This is a genomic window from Rubrilithobacter danxiaensis, assembly GCF_047272945.1.
In the GTDB taxonomy this organism is placed as follows: Bacteria; Bacteroidota; Bacteroidia; order Sphingobacteriales; family Sphingobacteriaceae; genus Rubrolithibacter; species Rubrolithibacter danxiaensis.
This window is the reverse complement of record NZ_JBKOPS010000001.1, coordinates 113427-135448: the sequence shown is the minus strand read 5'-3', so window position 1 is coordinate 135448 and position 22022 is coordinate 113427. Positions and strand designations below refer to the sequence as shown.

The following is a 22022-nucleotide window of genomic DNA, read 5'->3' as shown; positions in this document are numbered from 1 at the left end:
TTTAATTTATTGATTTACCCGGATAATGCGATAATCCCTTATTTTGAACTAAATTGTGACCAATTGCTGCAAAAGTTCCAAAAACTAAATGAGCGAGAAACAAATGCCCATAATACCGGTTAAAATGCAATTTTGGTGGGTTGGGATGAATTTTAAAAACAAGTTTCCATACCATTATTCCGGCTAATCCACTCAAGCCGCCTAAGATGAGGCCATTCTTGATGGTAGGTTTTACTTTTCGTTCCTGCCACAAATACTCGTATATCAGTGCAAAGATCATCCCCATGCTGTAATGCATACTCCACCCTGCCACCTGAGTAGGCTCTTTTTTTATTTGAGGAAGCATATTTTGCAGCAATTGGGCCAGAACTTCCGGTTCTTTAAAATTTTTTTCCTTGTTTTCTGATACTATGTAGCTGAATAAGGTCATTGCTGAAGTTCCTGTTAAGCCGGACGATACTATTGGTGTTGCTTTCATAGATGGGTTTTTCTTTATGATAAACCACCTGCTTCCGGGAAAGTTTATTCATATCTGTTAGGATAGAAAACTTCGCCTGTTATTTTCGCGATTGTAAAAATTGAACGAGTGCTGAAAGTTCATTTTTATTCAGCATTCCACCATAAGCCGGCATGTTATCGCTACCGTTTACAATCTGTATCTGTAACTGTTGCCGATTCCATGTGCGGCCAATTATACTAAGATCAGGCCCGGTGCTGCCACCTTCACCATTTATTTTATGGCAATACTGACATCCTTTTTTATAAAATAAGGCCATTCCTTTTTTGACCGGGGCAGATGCCTGCGCAGATACAGTTAAGGGCTTTGTGTTAAAATCGGGCGACCATGGAGCTTTGATTCCAACTTCTAACAGGCTTAAAAGAAATACCATCACACACACTACCCCGAATATAGCCCAGGGCCTCCTGATAGGACTTCTTTCACCTTTATTGGAAACAAAGGGCAGAGATAAAAGAGCAAGAATGCTAAAAACCGGACCTATAAAAATCACATACGATTCTATTTGCGGAGGCATTAATGCAAACAAAGCGAAAATGGAAAGCATATACCAGTCGGGTGAGGGGCTGGCATATACAATAGATGGGTCAGGAGCTTCTGTTAGTTCGGGAGCACCGAAAATAATAGCAAGGCCGATTATGCTTAAAATTACTAATGATCCGAATAAGACATCCCTCCATGCAGCGTACGGCCAAAAAGGCTTTCCTTCTTTTTGCAGTAGTTCCTTATACCATTTACGGTAAGTTGCAGGGTCAACGGGGCGGCCGGCTTTTGGAGGTTCCGATATCCCGTTTCTGAATACCAGGTACAGGTGAAATCCTGTAAAAAGAAATATTAACGCCGGGATTATAAATACATGATAGGAAAAAAATCGGCTTAATGTTTGTCCGCCCAGTGTTTCTCCGCCCAATAAAATATGGGCAAGGTATCTTCCGATTAAGGGAATCCTACCCAGTTGCTGGGCTGCAACTATGGATGACCAAACGCCATTCGAATCCCATCGTAAAAGCTGACCGGTAAATCCCATGCCAATGGTAAAAAAGAGGAGAAATACACCGCTTATCCAACTCATTTCCCTTGGGTACTTATAAGAGGCCATAATGTAAACCCGTATCATGTGTATTCCAACCAGGATGATCATACCTGAAGCACCAAAAAAGTGAATGCCCCGTAAAATCCTGCCTAATGGAGCCTGATGGGTTATGAACTGCAGGGATTGATATGCGTTTTCGGAAGAAGGCTGATATAAAAGGGATAAGCCAATTCCGGTAACAACCTGGAGCAGGAAACAAAATAAAGTTGCACTGCCAAACACATAAGCCCATTTGCTTCCCGGCGGAACAGGGTGTTTTAGCAACGGAATCAGCGTTTCAGAAATTCCGCTCCTGTCATCAATCCAGCGTCCTATTTTCTTTAATTTTTTCATGAGTAGCTTTTGCTGAATCTCAGCTTTAACCTCCAACTTACAACTTACAACCTTCAACTTATAACCTTAACCTTCAACTTTCAAGCAGTAATTTCTGTAATAGGTACAGGCGCTGTTTTAATTTGAACAATACCGTTTTTTATCCTTACCTGATAGCGGGTTAAACTTTTAGGCGGAGGGCCTGCTGCTACTGTGCCGTCTTTGTAGTAGACGCCTCCATGACACGGGCACATAAATAGTTCTGCATCTTCCTCCCAACGGACAGGGCAGCCTAAATGTGTGCAATTTGCAGCAAATGCAAGCAGGTTTTCTTCACCTTCTCTTCGTACCCATGCGGCTGTTTTTGCAGTTACACCGGCCCATGGTTTTACATCCGCGTTAGCAAATTTTACAAGTCGTGTATTACCAACTGAAAAATCTTTCAGCTGTCCTATGTTACGCCACGATTGCTTATCTTTTTCAAGCAGCGGTTCAAACAGGGCTCCCAGAACAGGAATCCCTGCTGCTGTAGCTGCAATTGCGCTAAAAGCCAGGCTAAGTTTCATTAAAAAATTCCGACGACCATTATTTTGTTCTGTTCCCGTTGTTTTCATCTCTTAAAATAGTTATCCATCCTGTTAAAGAAATAATCAGAATAAGTAAGCCGGCTACAGAAATCATCCATCCGGCAACAATACCCCAAAGTAAAAATGCAAAGCCCATAGCCAGAAAAAAAGGCCAGTAGGTAGGAGAGGGAATCTTCTCGGGTTTTGCCTTAGTCCAATGGGACTTTTCCTGCTTGTTGAATTCACTCATAAGTTATCTCTTTCTAATCTTAATTTATTCTCTTGCCAGCTTTGGTATTCTTCTTTTTCGTTTAGCCATCGGTAAAGTAAGAGCATAGAGCCGCTCAGATAAATAAAGCAACAGGGAACCCACATAATCAAGCCTGCTATCTGCTGATCATCTGCTCTGCTTATTCCCCAGTTATCGATTATCAGTTTTGAAAAGCCATACAGATCCGGCAGGTAATAATGTGTATAAATGCCGGCTGGCGCAAATGTTAAAAGCAAGCCTAAAATGGAACAGCCAATGCATGCAGTAAATAAATAAAGTACACCAACAAGCGGATTAATCCGCAGGTGTTTTACAGGGCCTATAACAGGCCAGCTGAAAAAAATACCTGAAAGCAGTAAGCTTGCCGTTTGCAGGAACGATATCAGGTTAAATGAACTGTGCATTTCTGGAAATGCGGCGTCAAAAACTGCGGGAATATGCCAAAACCACATCATGGCTATACCTGCCAGCCATCCCATCCATGGAAAGTAGTTGAAGAACAGGGAAGTTTTATATAGAAAAGATCTTGAGCCTTCTTTTTTTTTCGGAATTCCTAAAACCAGGAGCGGACCGCAAATAAGAAGAAGGATAACGTGAATGATCATGTGCGCACTGAACAGGTAATGCATTCCGATAAAATGAAGCGGCGATGATTCTGCAAGCAGCATGATCAAAAGTCCTGAAAAGTAAAAAATAGCTTCCTTTTTTACCCGTAGGTCCGACAGCTTAAAATAAAGCAACAGGAACAGTCCAACTATTATAATAATTCCTGATTCAACGTTCCAGTAGCCGAGAATTGATGTCATAACGTTTTATTTAGCATGAGCGGCAGAATATATACCAGCGAGAAAACCAGTAACCAGACAAGGTCAACGAAATGCCAGTACATACCTGTGCTTTTAATAACAGATGAACCAGGCTTATCAAAATCTCCTACAATGGCAAGTAACAGTACAACTGAAAGAATGATTAACCCGATAAATACATGCAATCCATGGAATGCTGTAAGTGTAAAAAAGCTGGTTCCAAAAATGTCTTTACTAATGGTAAAATCCTCATGCAGCAGTCGCAGGTACTCTTTAATTTGTCCGAAGAGAAAAATAATACCCAGAAAAATGGTTACGCCGAGCCATGTTTTTAATCGTGCTGTTTGTCCCCTGTTAAAATTTACTTCTGCCCTCCAGAAAGTAAAGCTGCTTGAAAAAAGCATCAGGGAGAAAATACCTGTAGTTTTAATATCCAACAGATCAAGGGAATGTTGCTTAAAACCCGGCCGTATGGCGAAGTAGACAAACGTAATCATCAGCGACAGAAAGAAGATTGCTTCTGTTGCAATTACCAGTTTCATCATTAATTTATTTTCCATAAGCACCTGTTTGATTTTTAAAATGAGAGGACAGTTTTAAATCCCTTAAGGGCCTTACATCGGTAATGGGCGGAATATTATTAAAATTTTTCAGTTGGGGAGGTGAACTGGTCAGCCATTCAAGCGTATAGGCATCCCAGGGATCTGATGGAGCGTTATTTCCTGTTTTAATGCTTTTGTGAAGTATATAGATGAGGAACAGGATAGAGAAGCCCATAATAAATGCTCCGGCGGTAGAGATCAGGTTCATTGTTTTATAACCTTCCAGATCAGGATAAGTATACACCCGCCGGGGCATACCCTGAACGCCTAAAATATGATGAACAAAGAAGGTAAGGTTGAAGCCTGTAACGAACAGCCAGAAGAACCAGCGTCCCAGTCTCTCGCTGATCATTTTTCCGCTCATTTTCGGAAACCAGTAGAAAAGGCCTGCCAGCAATCCGAACAGGCTTCCTCCTACAAAAACATAATGAAGGTGTGCCACCACATAATAGCTGTCTGTAAGTTGCCAGTCTATAGGTACAACGGCAAAAGCGATCCCGCTTAATCCTCCGATGGTAAATTCAACCAGGAAAGCCATCGCAAACAGCATAGATGTTGTAAAGCGAAGCGAACCGCCCCACATCGTTTCAAGCCAGTTAAATATTTTTACACCCGTAGGAACACCGATAAGCATACTACTGGCAGCAAAAAAACTATAAACTTTATTGCCCAGCCCGACACTGAACATGTGATGAACCCAGACACCAAAAGAAAGCAGGCCGATAGCAATACCCGAACCTACAACAAACGCATAGCCAAATATTGGTTTTCGTGAGTAGACCTGGAATACTTCGGATAAGATACCAAAGGAAGGGAGGATAAGAATATAAACTTCGGGGTGGCCGAAGTTCCAGAAAAGGTGCTGCCAGACTATCGGAGAGCCGTCTTCGCCAACATTGAAGAAATGGGCGTCTAACTGCCGGTCGAGTAAAAGCATGGAAAGAGCTGCGTTAAGCGATGGAAAAGCTGCCAAAATCAGGAAGGAGTTGATCAGAACCATCCATACAAATACCGGAAGCTTTTTTAAACTCATCCCTTCGGCTCTTAAATAAATGATGGTAACAGCGAGATTAATGGCAGTACTTACCGTGCCGGCTCCAACTAATAACAAACCAATGCAATAATAATCAATACCCGATCCCTGAGAGTATTGCCGCTGGTTGAGCGGGGCATAATTAAACCAGCCGGCATCCGGTGCGCCCCCTGCAAGGAAACTGAAGTAGAGCAGCAGTCCGCCAAAAAAGGTGATCCACAAACCGAAAGCATTCATTCGGGGAAAGGATACCTCATTTGCACCGATCATGAGTGGTGTTATGTAAACTGAAAATCCTAAAATTGCAGGTGCCAGCACCAGAAAGATCATGGTGGTACCGTGCATGGTGAATAACTGGTTATACATTTCAGGACTTAGAAAGGTATTTTCAGGAACTGCCAGTTGAATTCGTAGTAAAAGGGCCGCTATCCCGCCAAGCAGCAGAAAGAGCATTGAAAGCAGAAGGTACATGATCCCGATCTGCTTATGGTCAACGGATGATATCCATTGCAGCAAACCCTGGCTTGTGCTAATGCTGATATCAGGCAGGCGGGACTCCGGTTCAGGAACATGCACGTTTTCCATTATTTTAAAGCAGATAAATATTCAACCAATGCGTTTATTGTGTCTTTTTTATAAATAAACCGGGGCATGTGTGCACCTGGCTTAACTTTTTGCGGATTGCTGAGGAAACGGCGTAAACTTTCTCGGTTGTTTTGAATTGCTCCTGCAAGCAAGGTATTTCTGCTGGCAATATGAGTTAAATCCGGACCGGTTTTCCCAGCCGCTACTGTACCCCGAATACTGTGACACCCAGAACAACTCTCTTTATTGAAAATCGCGGCTCCCTTTATCGCTCCCTGCTCTGCCGGTATCATTGCTTTCTCCGATTTTTGCTTTAGCCACTGCTCGTAATCATCGGGTTTGTGAGCAATAATGCGGATGCGCATCCAGGCATGCTGTTTACCACAAAACTCGCTGCAAACGCCCTCGTAAATTCCCGGGTTTTTAATAGTAACCCATAAGTAGTTTGTGGCACCTGGCAGCATATCCATTTTAGGTCCGAAAGCAGGCACCCACCAGCTGTGTATCACGTCGTTTGCTTCTAATTGAAGCAGAATCTTCTTGCCGGCAGGCAAATGAATTTCATTGGCTGTAACAACAGGACTTCCCGGGTAAGATACCTGCCACCACCATTGATGTCCGGTAATAACAACCAATGGATTGCCTTTTTTTACAGCTGGCTGAATATCGTGCATTATGTCTACTGTGAGATAAAAAAAGAACGCAACCATCAGGAAGGGGATTCCGATCATGAACGCTTCCACAATTTTATTTCCGCCAATTTGTTTTGGTTCGATATCTCCAGGTTTTGCACGAAATTTTATGGAAGTATAGATGAGCAGGGCTATTACAACGATCAGAATAAAAGAAGAAGCTATAATAAAGTAACTGTTAAGCCCGTAAAGCCTCCATGCCTCCTCCGTGTGAGGATCGAAAACAGAAAGGCATAAGAATTTAATATAAGGGCTTAAAAACATAGGATGATCTTCATTTCTGTTATTAAAAGGATAAATGCAGGAAGCATTTTAAGGATTTTATTTTAGTGTGCTTTCAATGACTAATTTGGCTTTGTATTCATATCCTTTTATTCCTTTTTAAATAATTTACAACGGCGATGGCTGTAATCGCCGTAACCGATCCTAAAAGAACAGCAGTTATTGCCTGTTTTGTTTTTGATCCCTTTAGTTTCATGCTCTCTATATAGTTGTTTTCAGGATAGATCTTTTGAAATACATTGTTCTTGTTTTTCAATGCCATATGCAGAACCTGCGCCAGATGCAGGCCTTTGCGTCCTGTTTCCTGCTCAATTTGCTCACGGCAACTGAAACCATCGGTAATTATGAGGGTTTCGGTTTCGGTATTTCTTACAGCAGGCAGCAAAACCCGTTCGCCTGCTTTGATGGATACATCGTAATGATCACCTTTTTCATAGCCAAAGTATCCTGCCATCCCGCAGCAGCCCGAGTCCAATAGCTGGTAATCCAGACCTGTTTTTTGCAGCAGCGCTTTTTCACAATCCATCTTCATAATTGATTTATGATGGCAGTGTCCGTGTACAATTGCTTTCCCTTTTAAAAGTGGAATCTTAAAATCAGGAGCCTTTTTTTCTAAAAATTCTGCCAGTGTAAATACTTGTTTGGATAATCGTGTGGCATCTTCATCATGTGGAAACAAGTTGTGCAGCTCATCTCTGAAAACAGCCACACAACTTGGCTCTAAACCAACTATCGGGGTACCTCTTTTTATTTCATCGTTTAATACGTCAATAATTTCAATTAGTAGTCGTTTTGCAGTATCCAGCATGCCAAAATCGTATAGGGGTCTTCCACAACATAGGGATTGTTTGGGTGTTATTACTTTAAAACCGGCAGCTTCCAAAACTTCCACTCCGGCAACCAGTGTTTCCGGAAGGAAGAAATTATTGAAGGTGTCGGCCCATAAAATTACTTCAGGTTTTCCTGTATCTTTTTGTTTCACCCTGTTTTTAAACCAACTTCTGAACGTTCGGGGAGCAAATTTTGGCATGCTACGTTGAGGTGCAATTCCGGCAATTGCCTTTGTGATGTTTTTTATAAGCGGCGCATGCAATAAGAAGTTTGCGATACCGGGCAAGAGGGCCGCCGCCCGCGACCACCAATAGATCCATCCGAAAACGTAAGCAGTACGTGGCCTTAATCTTCCTTCATAATAATGCGATAGAAATTCAGACTTATAAGTTGCCATGTCCACGTTTACGGGACAATCGCCTTTACAGCCTTTGCAGGCCAGGCATAAATCAAGTGAATCTTTAACATGTTCGTCTTTCCATTTTCCTTTAACTACCTGCCCCTGCAACATCTCGTATAACATTCTGGAACGACCCCTGGTGCTGTGTTTTTCTTCACGTGTAACCATATAGCTCGGGCACATGGTTCCCCCTTCGTGCCGGCGGCATTCACCTACGCCTACACATTTTAGCGTAATCCGCTCCCAGCTGTAACCGTCATCCGGAAACTGAAAATGGGTTTTAGGATTTGTGGGATCATAAGATGTTCCTAAACGAAGGTTATTGACCTGTCCAAAAGTATCTACTATTTTGCCTGGATTCATTTTCCATTCAGGATCCCATATTTCTTTAAACTCCCTGAATGCCTGCACCAGTTCTTTCCCATACATTATCTCTAAAAGATCACCGCGGGCCTGCCCATCGCCATGTTCGCCGGAAATAGAGCCGCCGTATTTTACCACCAGATGTGATGCTTCAATAGTAAATTGACGATATTTTTCAATTCCATCCTCTGTTAAAAAATCAAATCCTACTCGGCAATGCACACAACCCTGTCCAAAGTGGCCATAAAGTGAAGGGTGATAATCGTATTTAGTAAATAAAGCCCGCAGATCTTTCAGGTAATCGCCTACTTTATTCGGGTCAACGGCAGAGTCTTCCCAACCGGGCCCACCGTTTGGTTCACCGGGAACCCACGCAGTTGCGCCCAGGCCTGATTCACGTATTTCCCATAGTTTGTGTTCCTGTTCCGGATCATCAAAAAGGCTCATGTTGGGAGCATTGCCCTGTTTCTTCAAATCCTCTATCAATGCCTTCGCTTTATTATCCGCATCTTCTTTTGAATCCCCGCCAAATTCTACCAGCAGCCAGGCTTTTCCTTCAGGCAATAGCGGAATATCTTTCAGGTTTAAGCCTTTTCTCCGCATAAATTCTAACAGTAAATGATCCATACCCTCCAGTCCGATGGGTTTATGAGTCAGAATCTGAGGTACGGCGTAGCCACTTTCTGGTAAGCCGGGGTAGCCCAGCACCAGTAATGTTCTTGCCTTCGGGCTGGTAAGCAATTTAAGTGTTGCTTCGGTGATGGTTACCAGTGTGCTTTCGGATCCCACCAATGCTCTTGCAATATTGAATCCATTTTCGGGCAGAAGCTCTGGTAAATTATATCCGGATACCCTTCGCGGAATATTTGGAAATTTTTGCCTGATCAGGTCTGCGTATTTATCACGGAAAGTTTTTAATTTTTGATAGATTTCTGCTTTCCTGCCACCTTCACGGATGATTTTTTCATACTCCTGGTCGGAAGTAGGACCTACTTTCATCTTTATACCATCATATGTAACAATGGTTAAAAATTCTGTATTATCTGAAGTTCGTGCGCCATTACCCTCGAAAGAAGCCATTACAGAATGTACTCCGCAGGAATTATTGCCCAGCATGCCACCCAGAGTGCAATGGTCATGAGTAGCCGGGTCGGGGCCAAAAGTCAAACCTGCCTGATTTTCAGTTGCATTCCGCATGGTGTCCAATACAATGCCCGGCTGTACGCTGACAAACTTTTTATCTTTATCAATATGTAAAACACAATTGTAGTATTTGGACATATCCATAACTACCGCCACGTTGCAGCACTGTCCGGCAAGGCTGGTTCCGCCTCCGCGGGAAAGGACAGGAGCTCCGTATTTGCGGCAAAGCTGCAGCGTCTTCAGTATATCTTCTTCTGTTTTAGGTAGAACAACACCAATGGGAATCTGGCGGTAATTGGAAGCATCAGTAGAATAAAGTCCGCGGCTGCCATCATCAAAACGCACTTCGCCTGCAATGTTTTTTTGCAGGTCTTTTTCAAGAGCGTGTACATCAACATTTGAAGCATATTTTGTTTGAAAGCGAGTGTCATATACCGTAGGTTTTATTTGTCGGTTACTTTTAAGTTTTTCGGGCTCCTCCGGTGAGACAGCACGTTCTTCTGTTGTATCAGTTATCATGGCATGAAAAATTTAAAGTTTATATTTAGCAGCATCCGGATATTTAAATTCAAGTCCTAATCCCGGCCGGCTCCGATCGGGTTTTAATTTTCCGGCTACCGGCTGTATTACTCCATCAAAAAACATGTTTTCTATTCGTACATGATCGTGAAAGTATTCTCCTACATAAAAAGAGTTTAAGGCCGCTGCGGCATGCAGATGAAGTGCAGGGGCACAATGAAACGAGAAAGGCAGAGAATGTGCTTCGCAGAGGTAACCTGCTTTAAGAAAACCGGTTATGCCCCCGCAACGGGTCGCATCTGCCTGAAGGATATCTACTGCCTGATGACTGAGCATTGCTGTGAAATAAGGCAGACTGTAGCCATACTCACCGGCTGCAATGTTTATTGACGAAGGAACATGATCACGTATAAATTTTAGTCCGGAAAGGTTATCGGATGACACAGGCTCTTCGAACCAGCTGACACCATATTCTGCAACTATTTCTGAGGTTCTTATAGCAGTTTTGGCATCGTAAGCTCCATTTGCATCGATCATCAGATCCGTTTTATCGCCGATGCTTTGCCTTGCAATTTTTACCCGGTTGATATCCGCCCCCGGATCCCGGCCGATTTTCATTTTTACCTTTGTAAATCCCTGGTCAGCCCATCCGCCAAGTTGTTCGCAGAGCTTTTTATCTGAATAGGAGGTGAAACCCCCACTGCCGTAAACAGGTACTTCCTCCCGCACAGTTCCTACAAGTGCTGCAAGAGAGAGATTCAGCAGCTTGCCTTTTAAATCCCATAAAGCATTGTCAACAGCCGAAACAGCCATATAAGCCATACCGCAATTGCCTTCATTCCGGATTGAGGCAAGCATGTACCGGTAAATTGCAGGAATATCCATTGCATTTGCTTCCTGCACTATCGAAACTAAATTTTTTTGGATAAAGGATGCAATGGAAGCATCGCCGTAGGTATATCCGATGCCTGTATTATTTCCAGCTTCAACTTCTACCAGTACCAGGGTTGTACTGTTCCATTCGAGTGTACCATCAGATTCCGGTGCATCGGTAGGAACAGTGTAGGCAGAAGTGCGGAGCTTTTGGATCTTTACTGTTTCTAAAACCGCTGAGCCACTATCAGGAATCATTTTCCAGGGAAATATCCGTCTACCACTTCTTTATACGTTTGTTTAACCATATCCCAGGCATCGCTGTCTCCTTTTACAAGCGAGGACATAAAGTTTACTGACTGTTTAAAGCTGATGTGTGGCGGAAGCATCGGAACTGCCGGATCTGTGCATGCTTCAATAACTACCGGCCTTCTTGCTGCCATTGCCTGATCCAATGCGGATGCAACATTTTCAGGATTATCAACTTTAATACCTTCGAGCCCCAGCATACGGGCATATTCGGCATACGGAAAATCAGGAACATCCTGAGACGCATCAAATCGCGGATCGCCAACCATCGCTCTTTGCTCCCAGGTAACCATATTCAGGTCGCCATTATTCAAAACCAGGATTATAAACTGTGGATTACTCCACCGTTTCCAGTACTTGGCAACGGTAATTAAACCGTTAATACCCAGCATTTGCATGGCGCCATCACCAATTAAGCCAATAGGCACCCTGTCAGGATATGCAAATTTAGCAGCGATGGTATAAGGCATACCCGGGCACATGGTGGCAAGGTTTCCGGATAACGAGGCCATCATCCCCTTACGGATTTTTAAATCGCGTGCAAACCAGGCTGCAGTTGAACCCGAATCGGCAGAAAGGATGCAATTATCAGGCAGGCGTTTTGACAATTCCCAAAAAACATATTCCGGATTGATGGGTGTGGCGGAATTCATTGCTCTTGCTTCTACTACCTTCCACCATTCTTCAATGCCTTTCTCTATTTCCTGCCTCCAGCTTCTGTCTTCTTTTCGCTTTAACAGGGGTATTAAAGCTTTCAGCGTTTCTTTGCTGTCACCCTGCAGGTGTACGTCCATCGGATAACGGATGCCCAGCATTTTTCCGTCAATATCTATCTGGATTCCTTTTGCCTGCCCTTCTTTAGGAAGGAATTCAGAATAAGGAAAACTGGAGCCTATCATAAAAAGCGTATCACATTCAGTCATCAGGTCCCAGCTTGGTTTGGTTCCCAGTAAACCGATTGAGCCTGTAACATAAGGCAGATCATCGGGTAATACCGCTTTCCCAAGCAGCGCTTTTGCCACTCCCGCACCCAGCAGTTCGGCAATTTCCATTACTTCTTCTGCCGCATTGAAAGCACCAGCACCTACTAACATGGCAACTTTTTTCCCGTTGTTTAAAATATCTGCAGCCCGTTGCAGGTCTGCGGTGTTAGGAACTACCACGGGCCGACTGTAGCCTACGCTAGAATGAATGGTGCCGTGCTGGCGGGCCGGTTCCTCGTAATCAATTTCCTGAAGGTCATTCGGCAGAATAATGCAGGTAACAACACGTTCTGATTGAGCAATGCGGAAAGCCCTGTCAATCAGATGTCTTACCTGTGAGGCATCGGTAGCCATGTGAACATATTCGCCGGCAACATCTTTAAAAAGGCTGATCAGATCTACTTCCTGCTGGTAGCTACCACCCAAAGCAGCCCGTGCTTGTTGTCCTACAATGGCAACTACCGGTTGGTGGTCCATCTTCGCATCATAGAGTCCGTTCAGGAGGTGGATGGCACCGGGCCCCGAAGTAGCCATGCAAACGCCAACTTCTCCGGTAAATTTTGCATGGGCGCAGGCCATAAAAGCGGCCATTTCTTCGTGGCGTACCTGGATGAAATCAATCTTTCCATCCGCCCGGTTTAATGCTCCCATTAGTCCGTTTATACCATCACCGGGGTAACCAAAAATCCGTGAAATGCCCCATTCACTCATTCGGTCGATAACGAAATCGCTAACTTGTTTACTCATAGTATTTGTTTTTTACAGAAAGAAAAAGATAAACTACATCAGCGAAGCCTTACAGGTATTGAAGCGTAGATTGGAGAAACTGAGTAACTTATCTCTGTTTTTGGAACAGAGGCTATAACGTATTGTTTCTAAAAATTCAATTTACCTGTTTGTAAAAAATTCTGTACGAACTTTTCTTGTTTTCTGCTTGTTAGACTTCTGTATTTAAATAAAATGATCTATACTTCTGAAAACTTTCCTACAGAAATGGACTCTCTAAATCCAGCTGTCCTCGAAAAAGCCATTGAGATTTCCAACTTCCTGGTAGATGAGGAGGGGTGGAACCCGGAGCAGGCTGTGCCGGAAAGCATAGCCAGGGCAGAAGTATGGTTCTACAACCTTGAAGGGTAGAAAAAATAAGGCTTAACCGGTTTAATTTTTATGGATGCATATGAACTTATCTCATTTATTATCTTTCTTTCTGCCCTTTTTGCCTATATAAACACACGATTTATTAAATGGCCGCCTACCATAGGCATTATGGCTGTTACTTTAATTTTTTCTGTTCTGATTGTTTTAAGCGGAAACGTATATCCCAGGCTTTATTTTAATATCATAAAGAATGTTTCGGCAATCAACTTTCAAAAAGTAATGCTGGATATTCTGCTTAGTTTTTTACTTTTTGCCGGTGCCATCCGGATAAATTTCAGCGAGCTAAAAAAAGTAAGAATAGCAGTTATTACTCTTTCTTCGCTGGGAATTATAATTTCTACCGCTATTATTGGATTTTTTACCTGGCTGCTTTTTCAACTGTTTAATTTTCAAATACCTTTTATTTACTGCCTGCTTTTTGGGGCATTAATTTCTCCTACCGATCCCATTGCCGTATTGGGAATATTAAAAGAAGCCAGGATACCCAAATCTCTTGAATTGAAAATTGCAGGTGAATCATTGTTTAACGACGGTATCGCTGTGGTTCTTTTTATAGGGATAGCAGAGATTGCACAAAATGGAATAGAGGAACTTTCTGCAGGCGATGTGGGCTGGTTATTTTTAAGAGAAGCAGGAGGGGGAATACTTTTTGGTTTTCTTTTGGGATACCTGGGTTTATGGGCAATAAAAACGATCAATGATTATAAGGTAGAAGTTTTTATTACACTGGCAATTGTAATGGCAGGTTACAGTATGGCCCGGGCTTTACATGTTTCGGGGCCGCTGGCAGTGGTTATTGCCGGGATAATAACCGGCAATAAGGGCAAAGAGATTGCAATGTCTGACGTTACAAAAGATTACCTTGGTAAATTCTGGGAACTTATTGATGAAATTCTGAACTCCATTTTATTTCTGCTGATCGGGCTTGAGATGCTCCTGATAAAAAGCTATGGAATTTTATTGTTAATAAGTACTGTTTGTATTGTTTTAGTTCTGCTTGCCAGGTATATCGCAGTTTCTCTGCCTGCATTTCTTTTAAAGGCATTTGTCGATGTTGACCATAAGACCCTGGCAATACTTACCTGGGGAGGCTTGCGGGGAGGTGTTTCTGTAGCACTTGCCTTATCATTACCGAGAGACATGCATCATGAAGAATTTGTTTTAATAACCTATACCACCGTGGTTTTTTCTATCCTGGTTCAGGGGCTTACTGTAGGCAAGTTTGCACGGCAGTTGATGAAAGGGAAAAAACAGAAAGCATAGTTTTTTGGAACGTTCTATTTCATTACTGTCAGCAGGAAGTTTTAAATGAAATTTGAGTTAACCGAATTAAACCGGTAATTTAATGCGGTTACAGTGCTATAACTGCACGAATGTAAACCCGTGCTATTGTTTTCGGATCATTTAGTATGGTATAAATGAAGCTGAAATTCATAGTATTTATAGTAAAATCAGATTATGAAAATTCTGCAAATCTTTTTCCTGTCAGTATTCTTTTTATCGGCAAACGCTGTTTTGACACTTGCTCAAAATATAAATCCGGACATTCTGCAGAAAACTTGGAAGGCTTTCTGGATTGCTGTCCCTAATGAACCAGCGCATGATTACGGGGTTTATCATTTCAGAAAGACTTTTCAGCTTGCACAAAAACCAACCGATTTTATTGTTCATGTTTCTGCCGATAACCGTTACAAATTGTTTGTTAACGGAAAGCTGGCTTCTTTAGGTCCGGCGAGGGGAGACGTTTTTCACTGGAATTTTGAAACGGTTGATATAGCTCCATACCTGAAAGCAGGTTCAAATTTAATAGCAGCAGTGGTGTGGAATGAGGGAGAGGAAAAAACAGAAGCGCAAATATCATATCGTACTGCTTTTATTTTGCAGGGCAATTCTCCTGCAGAAGAAATAGTGAATACCAATAAAAGCTGGAAAGGAATTCGGGATCAAGGTTATTCTCCGTTACCTGTAAACCTGGTAAATGCGTATTATGCGGCAGGCCCTTCAGAGAAAGTTGATTTCAGGCAATCATCCATCAATTGGAAAACTGAAAACTTTAACGATGATACCTGGACAAATGCGCAGCAGTTGTTTAATGGTTTGCCAAAGGGAGTATTTCAATATACCTTGGGCTGGATGCTCGTGCCGCGTCCTATACCACAAATGGAACTTACTGAGCAACGACTAAGCAGCGTAAGAAAGACCGAAGGAGTTAAGCTCCCGGCGGGTTTCCCTGCAAAAAAGGAACGTTTCACAATTCCTGCAAATTCCAGCGTCACTATTCTCCTCGATCAGTCTTATTTAACAAATGCGTATCCGACTATTCTTTTCAGTAAAGGAAAAGATGCCCGAATTTCCTTATCCTATGCAGAAGCCTTGTATATAGATGAAGGAGAGGAGTCTACATGGAAATCGCAAAACCAAAAAGGGAACCGTAACGAGGTAGGCGGAAAGCGATTTGTAGGAAGAGAAGATAGTGTTATTTCAAATGGCGCAGAGAATCAGGAATTTACTTCTTTAACCTGGCGTACGTTCAGGTACCTGCAACTGAAAGTTGAAACAAAAGATGAGCCGCTGGTAATAGACGATTTGTATGGAACTTTTACAGGTTATCCGTTTGAGTATACCGCGAAATTTAATTCAGATGAGTCCGTTCTTACAGATATTTTAAAAACCGGATGGCGCACTGCACGGCTTTGTGCTGCTGAAACGTATATGGATTGCCCATACTATGAGCAGTTGCAATACGTGGGTGATACCCGCATCCAGGCCTTGGTTTCCTTATTTAACAGCGGTGATGACCGTCTGATGCGAAACGCCATTACTTTGATTGATAATTCAAGAATGGCAGAAGGGATCACATTGAGTCGTTATCCTACCGCAAATGCCCAGGAAATTCCTCCTTTTTCTTTATGGTGGATAGGAATGCTGCATGATTACTGGAAATATAGGCCGGATATTGAATTTGTGAAAAATAAACTTCCGGGAGCACGGCAGGTGTTGACTTTTTTCAGCAGGTACCAGCAGGAAGACGGTTCTTTGAAAAAAACACCTTACTGGAATTTTACGGATTGGGCAACTACCGGAGGCTGGCACGATGGCGTTCCTCCCTTGGGGAAGGACGGAAATTCTGCTGTTCTTGACTTACAGCTTTTACTGGCGTATCAAACTGCCGCCGAGCTTGAAAGTAAGTTGGGAATGGAGGAATATGCAAAGAAGTACACTGCTGGAGCAGAAAAACTCAAGAAGACTATCCGTTCAAAATACTGGGACGAAAACAAGAAATTAATTGCAGACAGGTCTGAGAAGGATCTGTTCTCACAGCATGCAAATTCTCTCGCTATTTTAACAGGAACAATTAACGGAACTGAAGCCGCAGAACTGGCTGAAAAGATACTGAAAGACAAGTCATTGACATCTGCCACTATTTATTTTCAATATTATGTAAATCAGGCCCTGGTAAAAGCCGGCTTGGGTAATAAATATTTGAACTGGTTAGCTATCTGGAAAGCAAATCTGAAACAGGGAATGACTACCTGGGCTGAGATTTCCGATATCAACAGAACCCGATCAGATTGCCATGCCTGGGGAGCGCATCCAAATATCGAGTTTTTCAGAACTGTTTTAGGTATCGACAGCGATGCACCGGGCTTTTCTATAGTGAAGATAGAGCCACACCTTGGTAAATTGAAAGATGTTTCCGGCGAAATTCCACATCCAGATGGAAAAATAAGTGCTCAATATCATGTTAAAAAAGGAAAGGTGGAAGCAGTAATAGAATTGCCGGCAAAAACACCCGGTTATTTGCTGTGGAAAGGCAAGCGTTACGAGCTGAAAGCAGGCGAAAAGAATACGCTAACTTTATAAGGCAAGCTTTTGATCAAAGAACGTAGCCTATCTGTGCTTACACCCTAAAGAAAAGAAGTAACAGGTATTTTATATATTTATCTTGCGCCAACAACCGGAAACTGAGAAATTCTGAGGTTGGTACATCCATAAGGTACTAAAATAATTTCTTCTTCGTCTTTTGCTGTTTCAATACCATAGGTAACACTGTATGGAATTGGTCCGGCCATTTCATTATAAATTTGCCACGAAGGGATTTGCTTTGCCTTTGTTTTAATCAGTACGGGAGCGTTTCCAATATTCCAGGGAAAGTCAGAGACAGCTTTCTTTTTCTCAATTTTATAGTTTTCATCTAATTTATCATCACGTACTTCAACTAAGCCGTAATTCCATGGAGTAGTAGGATGTACCTCATAGTAAGAATCTCCGTATTCAACAGGATCTTTGTCATTTTTAACCTTTTTAATTTCTTCTCCTATTTTCAGAGCATAAGTTATTGGTCCTCTTTCAATTGATACCGAATTTTCATACCATGTATTCTTAAAAATATGCATCGGCAATTCCAGTTCAACTACATCACCTGATTTCCATTCCCTGTTGATTTTAATAATCTCGTTGCCTTTTGCTTCCTGCAGTGTTTTGCCATTAATTTTTATTGATCCTTTTTTACACTATCCCGGAACACGGAGATGAAAGGGGAAGGATACAGGTTGGTTTTTTTTATTTGTGCTGAAGGTGAATTTTATTGTTTCTTCAAAAGGATAATTGGTTTCTTCTTTAAAAGACACTTCTGTGCCGTTTGCCACATACGCTGTTACTTCGCTGGGTGAATAGATCAACGCTGCAAGGCCTTTATCTGGTGTAGCATACCATAAGTTTTGGGTAAATTTAGGCCAGCCCTGGTGCATGTTTGATGTACAGCAGGGGTATCCGGAAAGAAGGCCGTAACACACGTCGGTACCTCCATGGTTCACGTCAAAGTTGCGTATATGCCGCGATATCATAACCTGATTTGCCTGCTGGAAATACTGCCGTGCCATAAAATCATCAGTAATTTGGGCGGGCAGCGCATTGAAAGCGATCTTCTCTAAACGGTCACCATAGCTTGCGTTGCCGGTAATCTCCAGCATTTTTTCAAGACTGAACATCATTTCAACGGCCGAGCATAATTCTGAGCCTTGTGTAGGATTATTGCCATGCAGAGCTTCATCTCCTCCGTATAATCCATGTGCCATTCCATTATATTTGCGGATGTCTTCAAAGCCTTTCTCTGTAGCGTCCAGATATTTTTGGTCAGGGTGATGCTGGTAATAAATCAACGGTTCTTTTATTCCCTGGGCAAGATTTACACAATGAATGCTGCCCTCTTTGGCAAGCATGCCGGTGTTTAAAAAAGCACCGGTAAAATCGAAGGTCTGTTTATGAAGCAGGTCGCCAAGTTCAAGTAAAAATTTATCACCTGTAATATTATAAAGCCAGTAAACTATCATTAAATTATCTCCGCCCCGGTAACGAGCCCAGAAAGTCCAATGATCCAACGGATTTTTAGGAAGTTCTTTCAGCTGATACTTAAAGTAATTAGTCATTAAATTAATTACACGTTTATCTCCGGTAGCCGAATAATATTGTTTGAGGATTTTAAGCATTACCATTTTCGGCCACCAGTCGCGGCTGTTGTCTCTTTGCAGTCCACGTTCGTAGCTGTAATCTTTAGAAGGGCCGAAATATCCGTCAGGCTGCTGACTTTTTATAGCCCATTCTACCCATGGTTTTGTTTTTGCTATCAGCTCTTTGTCATCTAAAATATATGCCAGCGGCAGCAGGCCGTCAATCCAGTAAGGTCCCCGTTCCCATTGGTCACCGTCGCCGCCCAGCCAGCCGTTTCGCTCGTTCATTACTAAAGGATAAAGTTTATCCAGGTTTCCGGTAGCTCCGTTTTTTTGCCGGATCAGCATTTCTCTCAGCCATCCTTTTGGTTTTATCGCACCTAAAGGCAACTCTATGTATGGGTTTTGGCGCAAAGGTGCCTTGCTCATCGTGTAAGGAGTAAAAGCAGCTTCCTTTGAAGTTTTTATTTGTGAGATAGAAGTTAGTGTACAAAAAGATAACAGGAGAATAGAGAAATAATTTAAAATCTTCATGGGTTTATTTTGGCGATGCTTGCTTGCAAATTTATATTTTTATCCTGATATTCCTGTTTTCGGAGCTGTTTTAGCAGCTGCAAACGCCTTTCACGATCTGCTTTCTATTTATATATTTGTAGTCAGAGACGCTTGTCCGGCGTCGCTTACTAACCAATGTTCAATGATAACTTTTAAACGTTTTCGCAACCAATTTCTTCTTATTACTTGTATCGTTTTATTGCCTTCTGCATTGAAATCGCAGGATAACAGTCAGAACTGGATACGTATAAACCAGTTAGGTTATAAAACAGATGGCGTAAAAGTTGCAGTTTTCGGATCGAAAGAACGGAAAAAACGACTGAAGGACTTTGAGTTGATTGACGCCAGATCTCTTAAAGTTGTTTTTAAAAAGAGGGCAGGAAAAGATTACGGACAGTACGGCCCTTTTAACAGTACCTACCGGTTAGATTTTAGTGGTTTTAAAAAAAACGGCCGTTTTTATTTACAGGCAGAGGGAATCAAATCGCCGGAGTTTGAAATTTCCCAGGATATTTACAAAGGTTCCCCTGATTTTACCTTGCGTTACATGCGTCAGCAGCGAAGCGGTTTTAACCCCTTCTTAAAAGATTCCTGCCATACAAAAGATGGTTATATTATTTACGGGCCGGTTCCGGAGAATACGCATCTGAATGTTTCCGGTGGCTGGCACGATGCTACAGATTACCTTCAGTATAGTACAACTTCGGCTAATGCTACGTATCATTTACTGGCTGCTTATCGCGATTTTCCTGGTAGTTTTACTGACAAATATTTATCCAACGGACTGGAAGGCCCCAATGGAACAGCTGATGTGCTGGATGAAGCAAAATGGGGTTTGGACTGGCTTTTGAAAATGCACCCGAAAGAAGATTGGATGTTTAACCAGTTAGCGGATGACCGTGACCATGCAGGTTTTCGGCTACCAACAGAAGACTCGGTAGATTATGGTTATGGAAAAGGAAACGGAAGACCTGTTTATTACATTACCGGCGAACCGCAGGGATTGGGTAAGTATAAAAACCGGGCAACGGGAGCTGCATCTACCGCAGGAAAATTTGCCGGTGCTTTTGCCCTTGCCGCTCAGATATATGAATCAAAAGACAGATCGCAGGCAGAAAATTTTAAAAAAAAAGCCCTTTCTGCATATAAACTTGGCCTTTCTAAACCAGGAGTAGCACAAACAGCGCCTAACAAAGCTCCTTATTTTTACGAAGAGGATAACTGGACCGATGATATGGAACTTGGAGCGGCCGCCCTCTATCAGCTTACGGGAGAAAAAGTTTATTTTGAACAATCTGAAAAATACAGTGAGGATGAAAAGGTAACACCGTGGATGGGCGCCGACACTGCTAAACACTACCAGTGGTATCCTTTTCATAACTTTGGGCATTATGAGCTCGCCCAAAAGAGCGGTTTAGCAACAAAGTCGAAACTCATCAGCTTTTATAGAGAAGGGATTGAACGCGTATGGAAAAAATCCAAGGATAATGCCTTTTACCGCGGAGTACCTTTCATATGGTGTTCTAATAACTTAACAACATCCTTTGCTATTCAATGTTATTTGTATAGAAAATTAAGCGGCGATGATACGTATATACAGCTTGAGCAAGCCTGTGTTGACTGGTTATTTGGCTGTAATCCCTGGGGGACAGGAATGGTATACGGACTCCCTGCTAATGCCGATACTCCCGCTGACCCTCATTCGTCTCTCACACATCTTAATGGGTACTCGCTTGACGGAGGCCTCGTTGACGGCCCGGTTTACGGAAATATTTATAAAAATCTGATTGGAATTGTATTGCATGACCCGGATGAATATGCAGATTTTCAGTCAGACCTGGCGGTTTATCACGATGACTTTGGTGATTTCAGTACCAACGAGCCAACAATGGATGGCACGGCTTCACTGGTGTATTTATTGGCAGCACAAGATAGCGACTCTCCAGAGGTAGGGCAATTAAAAAAGTAGTTAAGGATGCTCAGGGTGCTATTATTCGCGGAGATACAACCAGCAAGGAAATAGCTTTGGTATTTACGGGGGATGAATTTGGTGATGGGGCAGAAGTGATACAACAAACGCTGAAGAAAAATAATATTCAGGCTTCGTTTTTCCTTACAGGGAATTTCTACCGGAATAAAACATTTAGTAGGGTAATAAAAGAACTGCGGACGGATGGGAATTACCTGGGAGCACATTCAGACAAACATTTATTGTATGCCGATTGGGTTAAAAGGGATAGTCTGCTTGTTTCCGAGAAACAATTTAAGCAGGATTTGCGGGCAAATTACAGGGAAATGAAGAAATTCGGTATCAGCAAAAGCGAAACCAGGTTCTTCCTTCCGGCTTATGAATGGTATAATTCATCAATCGTTAACTGGGCAAAGGAGGAGGGAATGACCTTAGTTAATTTTACTCCAGGTACCCGTTCAAATGCTGATTATGCCTATCCTGAAATGGGAGACAAGTATTTAAGTTCACTGGAAATATTACAGTCTGTGTTGAATTATGAAGCAAAAGACCCAAATGGATTGAATGGCTTTATCCTGTTACTTCATCTAGGTACAGACCCCCGCCGTACCGACAAATTTTATAACAAATTGGATGAGCTCTTGGCGACTTTGAAAAGCAAGGGGTATATTTTTAAAAGAATTGATGCCTTGTTAAACTGATGTGATAGG

Annotated in this window: 17 protein-coding genes and 1 pseudogene; 5 read left to right on the top strand and 13 right to left on the bottom strand. The window is 42.4% G+C overall.

All coding sequences use genetic code 11. The features are described 5' to 3' along the window. Position 1 precedes the first annotated feature (1 nt). From ACLCDL_RS00575 to ACLCDL_RS00525, 11 genes are all read right to left on the bottom strand, one after another. A complete protein-coding gene (locus tag ACLCDL_RS00575; protein WP_423146036.1) occupies positions 2-478 on the bottom strand; it encodes a hypothetical protein in 477 nt (158 codons plus the stop codon). A 79-nt stretch (positions 479-557) separates the two neighbouring features. Beyond that, a complete protein-coding gene (locus tag ACLCDL_RS00570; protein ID WP_423146035.1) occupies positions 558-1943 on the bottom strand; it encodes a cytochrome b N-terminal domain-containing protein in 1386 nt (461 codons plus the stop codon). Between the two features lie 80 nt (positions 1944-2023). Next, the gene (locus ACLCDL_RS00565) at positions 2024-2536 is read right to left on the bottom strand and encodes a QcrA and Rieske domain-containing protein (RefSeq protein ID WP_423146034.1); all 513 of its coding nucleotides are present in this window, start codon (positions 2534-2536) and stop codon (positions 2024-2026) included. Next, complete coding sequence (locus ACLCDL_RS00560) at positions 2508-2738, bottom strand: hypothetical protein (protein ID WP_423146033.1); 231 nt, start codon at positions 2736-2738, stop codon at positions 2508-2510. Before ACLCDL_RS00560 ends, ACLCDL_RS00565 begins: the two co-directional genes overlap by 29 nt. Continuing rightward, positions 2735-3565, bottom strand: a complete 831-nt coding sequence (locus ACLCDL_RS00555) for a cytochrome c oxidase assembly protein (protein WP_423146031.1) — start codon at positions 3563-3565, stop codon at positions 2735-2737. The genes ACLCDL_RS00560 and ACLCDL_RS00555 overlap by 4 nt, the downstream gene beginning before the upstream one ends. Continuing rightward, on the bottom strand, positions 3562-4125 hold the full coding sequence (locus ACLCDL_RS00550) for a cytochrome c oxidase subunit 3 (RefSeq protein ID WP_423146030.1): 564 nt from the start codon (positions 4123-4125) through the stop codon (positions 3562-3564). The genes ACLCDL_RS00555 and ACLCDL_RS00550 overlap by 4 nt, the downstream gene beginning before the upstream one ends. After that, entirely contained in the window at positions 4115-5785 is a 1671-nt protein-coding gene (ctaD, locus tag ACLCDL_RS00545; RefSeq protein WP_423146029.1) for a cytochrome c oxidase subunit I, read from the bottom strand. Before ctaD ends, ACLCDL_RS00550 begins: the two co-directional genes overlap by 11 nt. Continuing rightward, positions 5785-6741 carry a cytochrome c oxidase subunit II gene (gene coxB / locus ACLCDL_RS00540; protein WP_423146028.1) on the bottom strand — a complete coding sequence of 319 codons (957 nt, stop codon included), beginning with the start codon at positions 6739-6741 and terminating at the stop codon, positions 5785-5787. Before coxB ends, ctaD begins: the two co-directional genes overlap by 1 nt. A gap of 97 nt (positions 6742-6838) precedes the next feature. After that, on the bottom strand, positions 6839-10015 hold the full coding sequence (locus ACLCDL_RS00535; RefSeq protein WP_423146027.1) for an FAD-binding and (Fe-S)-binding domain-containing protein: 3177 nt from the start codon (positions 10013-10015) through the stop codon (positions 6839-6841). A 12-nt stretch (positions 10016-10027) separates the two neighbouring features. Further along, complete coding sequence (locus tag ACLCDL_RS00530; RefSeq protein ID WP_423146026.1) at positions 10028-11146, bottom strand: enolase C-terminal domain-like protein; 1119 nt, start codon at positions 11144-11146, stop codon at positions 10028-10030. Next, positions 11143-12927: a thiamine pyrophosphate-requiring protein gene (locus ACLCDL_RS00525; RefSeq protein ID WP_423146025.1), complete on the bottom strand. Its 1785-nt coding sequence runs from the start codon at positions 12925-12927 to the stop codon at positions 11143-11145. The genes ACLCDL_RS00530 and ACLCDL_RS00525 overlap by 4 nt, the downstream gene beginning before the upstream one ends. Positions 12928-13140: 213 nt before the next feature. On the opposite strand from ACLCDL_RS00525, the gene ACLCDL_RS00520 reads away from it, so the two are divergent. From ACLCDL_RS00520 to ACLCDL_RS00510, 3 genes are all read left to right on the top strand, one after another. Continuing rightward, positions 13141-13317: a hypothetical protein gene (locus ACLCDL_RS00520; RefSeq protein WP_423146024.1), complete on the top strand. Its 177-nt coding sequence runs from the start codon at positions 13141-13143 to the stop codon at positions 13315-13317. Between the two features lie 30 nt (positions 13318-13347). Next, a complete protein-coding gene (locus tag ACLCDL_RS00515) occupies positions 13348-14601 on the top strand; it encodes a cation:proton antiporter (protein ID WP_423146023.1) in 1254 nt (417 codons plus the stop codon). Between the two features lie 195 nt (positions 14602-14796). Then, complete coding sequence (locus ACLCDL_RS00510) at positions 14797-17202, top strand: alpha-L-rhamnosidase-related protein (RefSeq protein WP_423146022.1); 2406 nt, start codon at positions 14797-14799, stop codon at positions 17200-17202. Between the two features lie 77 nt (positions 17203-17279). Here ACLCDL_RS00510 and ACLCDL_RS00505 read toward each other — a convergent pair whose 3' ends face one another. Continuing rightward, positions 17280-17735 carry a hypothetical protein gene (locus tag ACLCDL_RS00505; RefSeq protein WP_423146357.1) on the bottom strand — a complete coding sequence of 152 codons (456 nt, stop codon included), beginning with the start codon at positions 17733-17735 and terminating at the stop codon, positions 17280-17282. 9 nt (positions 17736-17744) lie between these two features. After that, positions 17745-19076: pseudogene (locus ACLCDL_RS00500) on the bottom strand (beta-L-arabinofuranosidase domain-containing protein); the annotation flags it as partial. Between the two features lie 244 nt (positions 19077-19320). Between ACLCDL_RS00500 and ACLCDL_RS00495 the strand changes: the two are divergent. Then, on the top strand, positions 19321-21312 hold the full coding sequence (locus tag ACLCDL_RS00495) for a glycoside hydrolase family 9 protein (RefSeq protein ID WP_423146021.1): 1992 nt from the start codon (positions 19321-19323) through the stop codon (positions 21310-21312). 56 nt (positions 21313-21368) lie between these two features. Further along, positions 21369-22013 carry a polysaccharide deacetylase family protein gene (locus ACLCDL_RS00490; RefSeq protein WP_423146020.1) on the top strand — a complete coding sequence of 215 codons (645 nt, stop codon included), beginning with the start codon at positions 21369-21371 and terminating at the stop codon, positions 22011-22013. Positions 22014-22022 lie beyond the last annotated feature (9 nt).

Excerpts from the sequence above, each read along its gene's own strand:
- ACLCDL_RS00575 (WP_423146036.1), bottom strand. The coding sequence starts at position 478 with ATGAAAGCAACACCAATAGTATCGTCCGGCTTAACAGGAACTTCAGCA.
- ACLCDL_RS00495 (WP_423146021.1), top strand. The coding sequence starts at position 19,321 with ATGGGTTTATTTTGGCGATGCTTGCTTGCAAATTTATATTTTTATCCT.
- ACLCDL_RS00525 (WP_423146025.1), bottom strand. The coding sequence starts at position 12,927 with ATGAGTAAACAAGTTAGCGATTTCGTTATCGACCGAATGAGTGAATGG.
- ACLCDL_RS00570 (WP_423146035.1), bottom strand. The coding sequence starts at position 1,943 with ATGAAAAAATTAAAGAAAATAGGACGCTGGATTGATGACAGGAGCGGA.
- coxB (WP_423146028.1), bottom strand. The coding sequence starts at position 6,741 with ATGTTTTTAAGCCCTTATATTAAATTCTTATGCCTTTCTGTTTTCGAT.
- ACLCDL_RS00520 (WP_423146024.1), top strand. The coding sequence starts at position 13,141 with ATGATCTATACTTCTGAAAACTTTCCTACAGAAATGGACTCTCTAAAT.
- ACLCDL_RS00555 (WP_423146031.1), bottom strand. The coding sequence starts at position 3,565 with ATGACATCAATTCTCGGCTACTGGAACGTTGAATCAGGAATTATTATA.
- ACLCDL_RS00505 (WP_423146357.1), bottom strand. The coding sequence starts at position 17,735 with ATGCATATTTTTAAGAATACATGGTATGAAAATTCGGTATCAATTGAA.
- ACLCDL_RS00530 (WP_423146026.1), bottom strand. The coding sequence starts at position 11,146 with ATGATTCCTGATAGTGGCTCAGCGGTTTTAGAAACAGTAAAGATCCAA.
- ACLCDL_RS00510 (WP_423146022.1), top strand. The coding sequence starts at position 14,797 with ATGAAAATTCTGCAAATCTTTTTCCTGTCAGTATTCTTTTTATCGGCA.
- ACLCDL_RS00535 (WP_423146027.1), bottom strand. The coding sequence starts at position 10,015 with ATGATAACTGATACAACAGAAGAACGTGCTGTCTCACCGGAGGAGCCC.
- ACLCDL_RS00560 (WP_423146033.1), bottom strand. The coding sequence starts at position 2,738 with ATGAGTGAATTCAACAAGCAGGAAAAGTCCCATTGGACTAAGGCAAAA.
- ACLCDL_RS00565 (WP_423146034.1), bottom strand. The coding sequence starts at position 2,536 with ATGAAAACAACGGGAACAGAACAAAATAATGGTCGTCGGAATTTTTTA.
- ACLCDL_RS00550 (WP_423146030.1), bottom strand. The coding sequence starts at position 4,125 with ATGGAAAATAAATTAATGATGAAACTGGTAATTGCAACAGAAGCAATC.
- ACLCDL_RS00515 (WP_423146023.1), top strand. The coding sequence starts at position 13,348 with ATGGATGCATATGAACTTATCTCATTTATTATCTTTCTTTCTGCCCTT.
- ctaD (WP_423146029.1), bottom strand. The coding sequence starts at position 5,785 with ATGGAAAACGTGCATGTTCCTGAACCGGAGTCCCGCCTGCCTGATATC.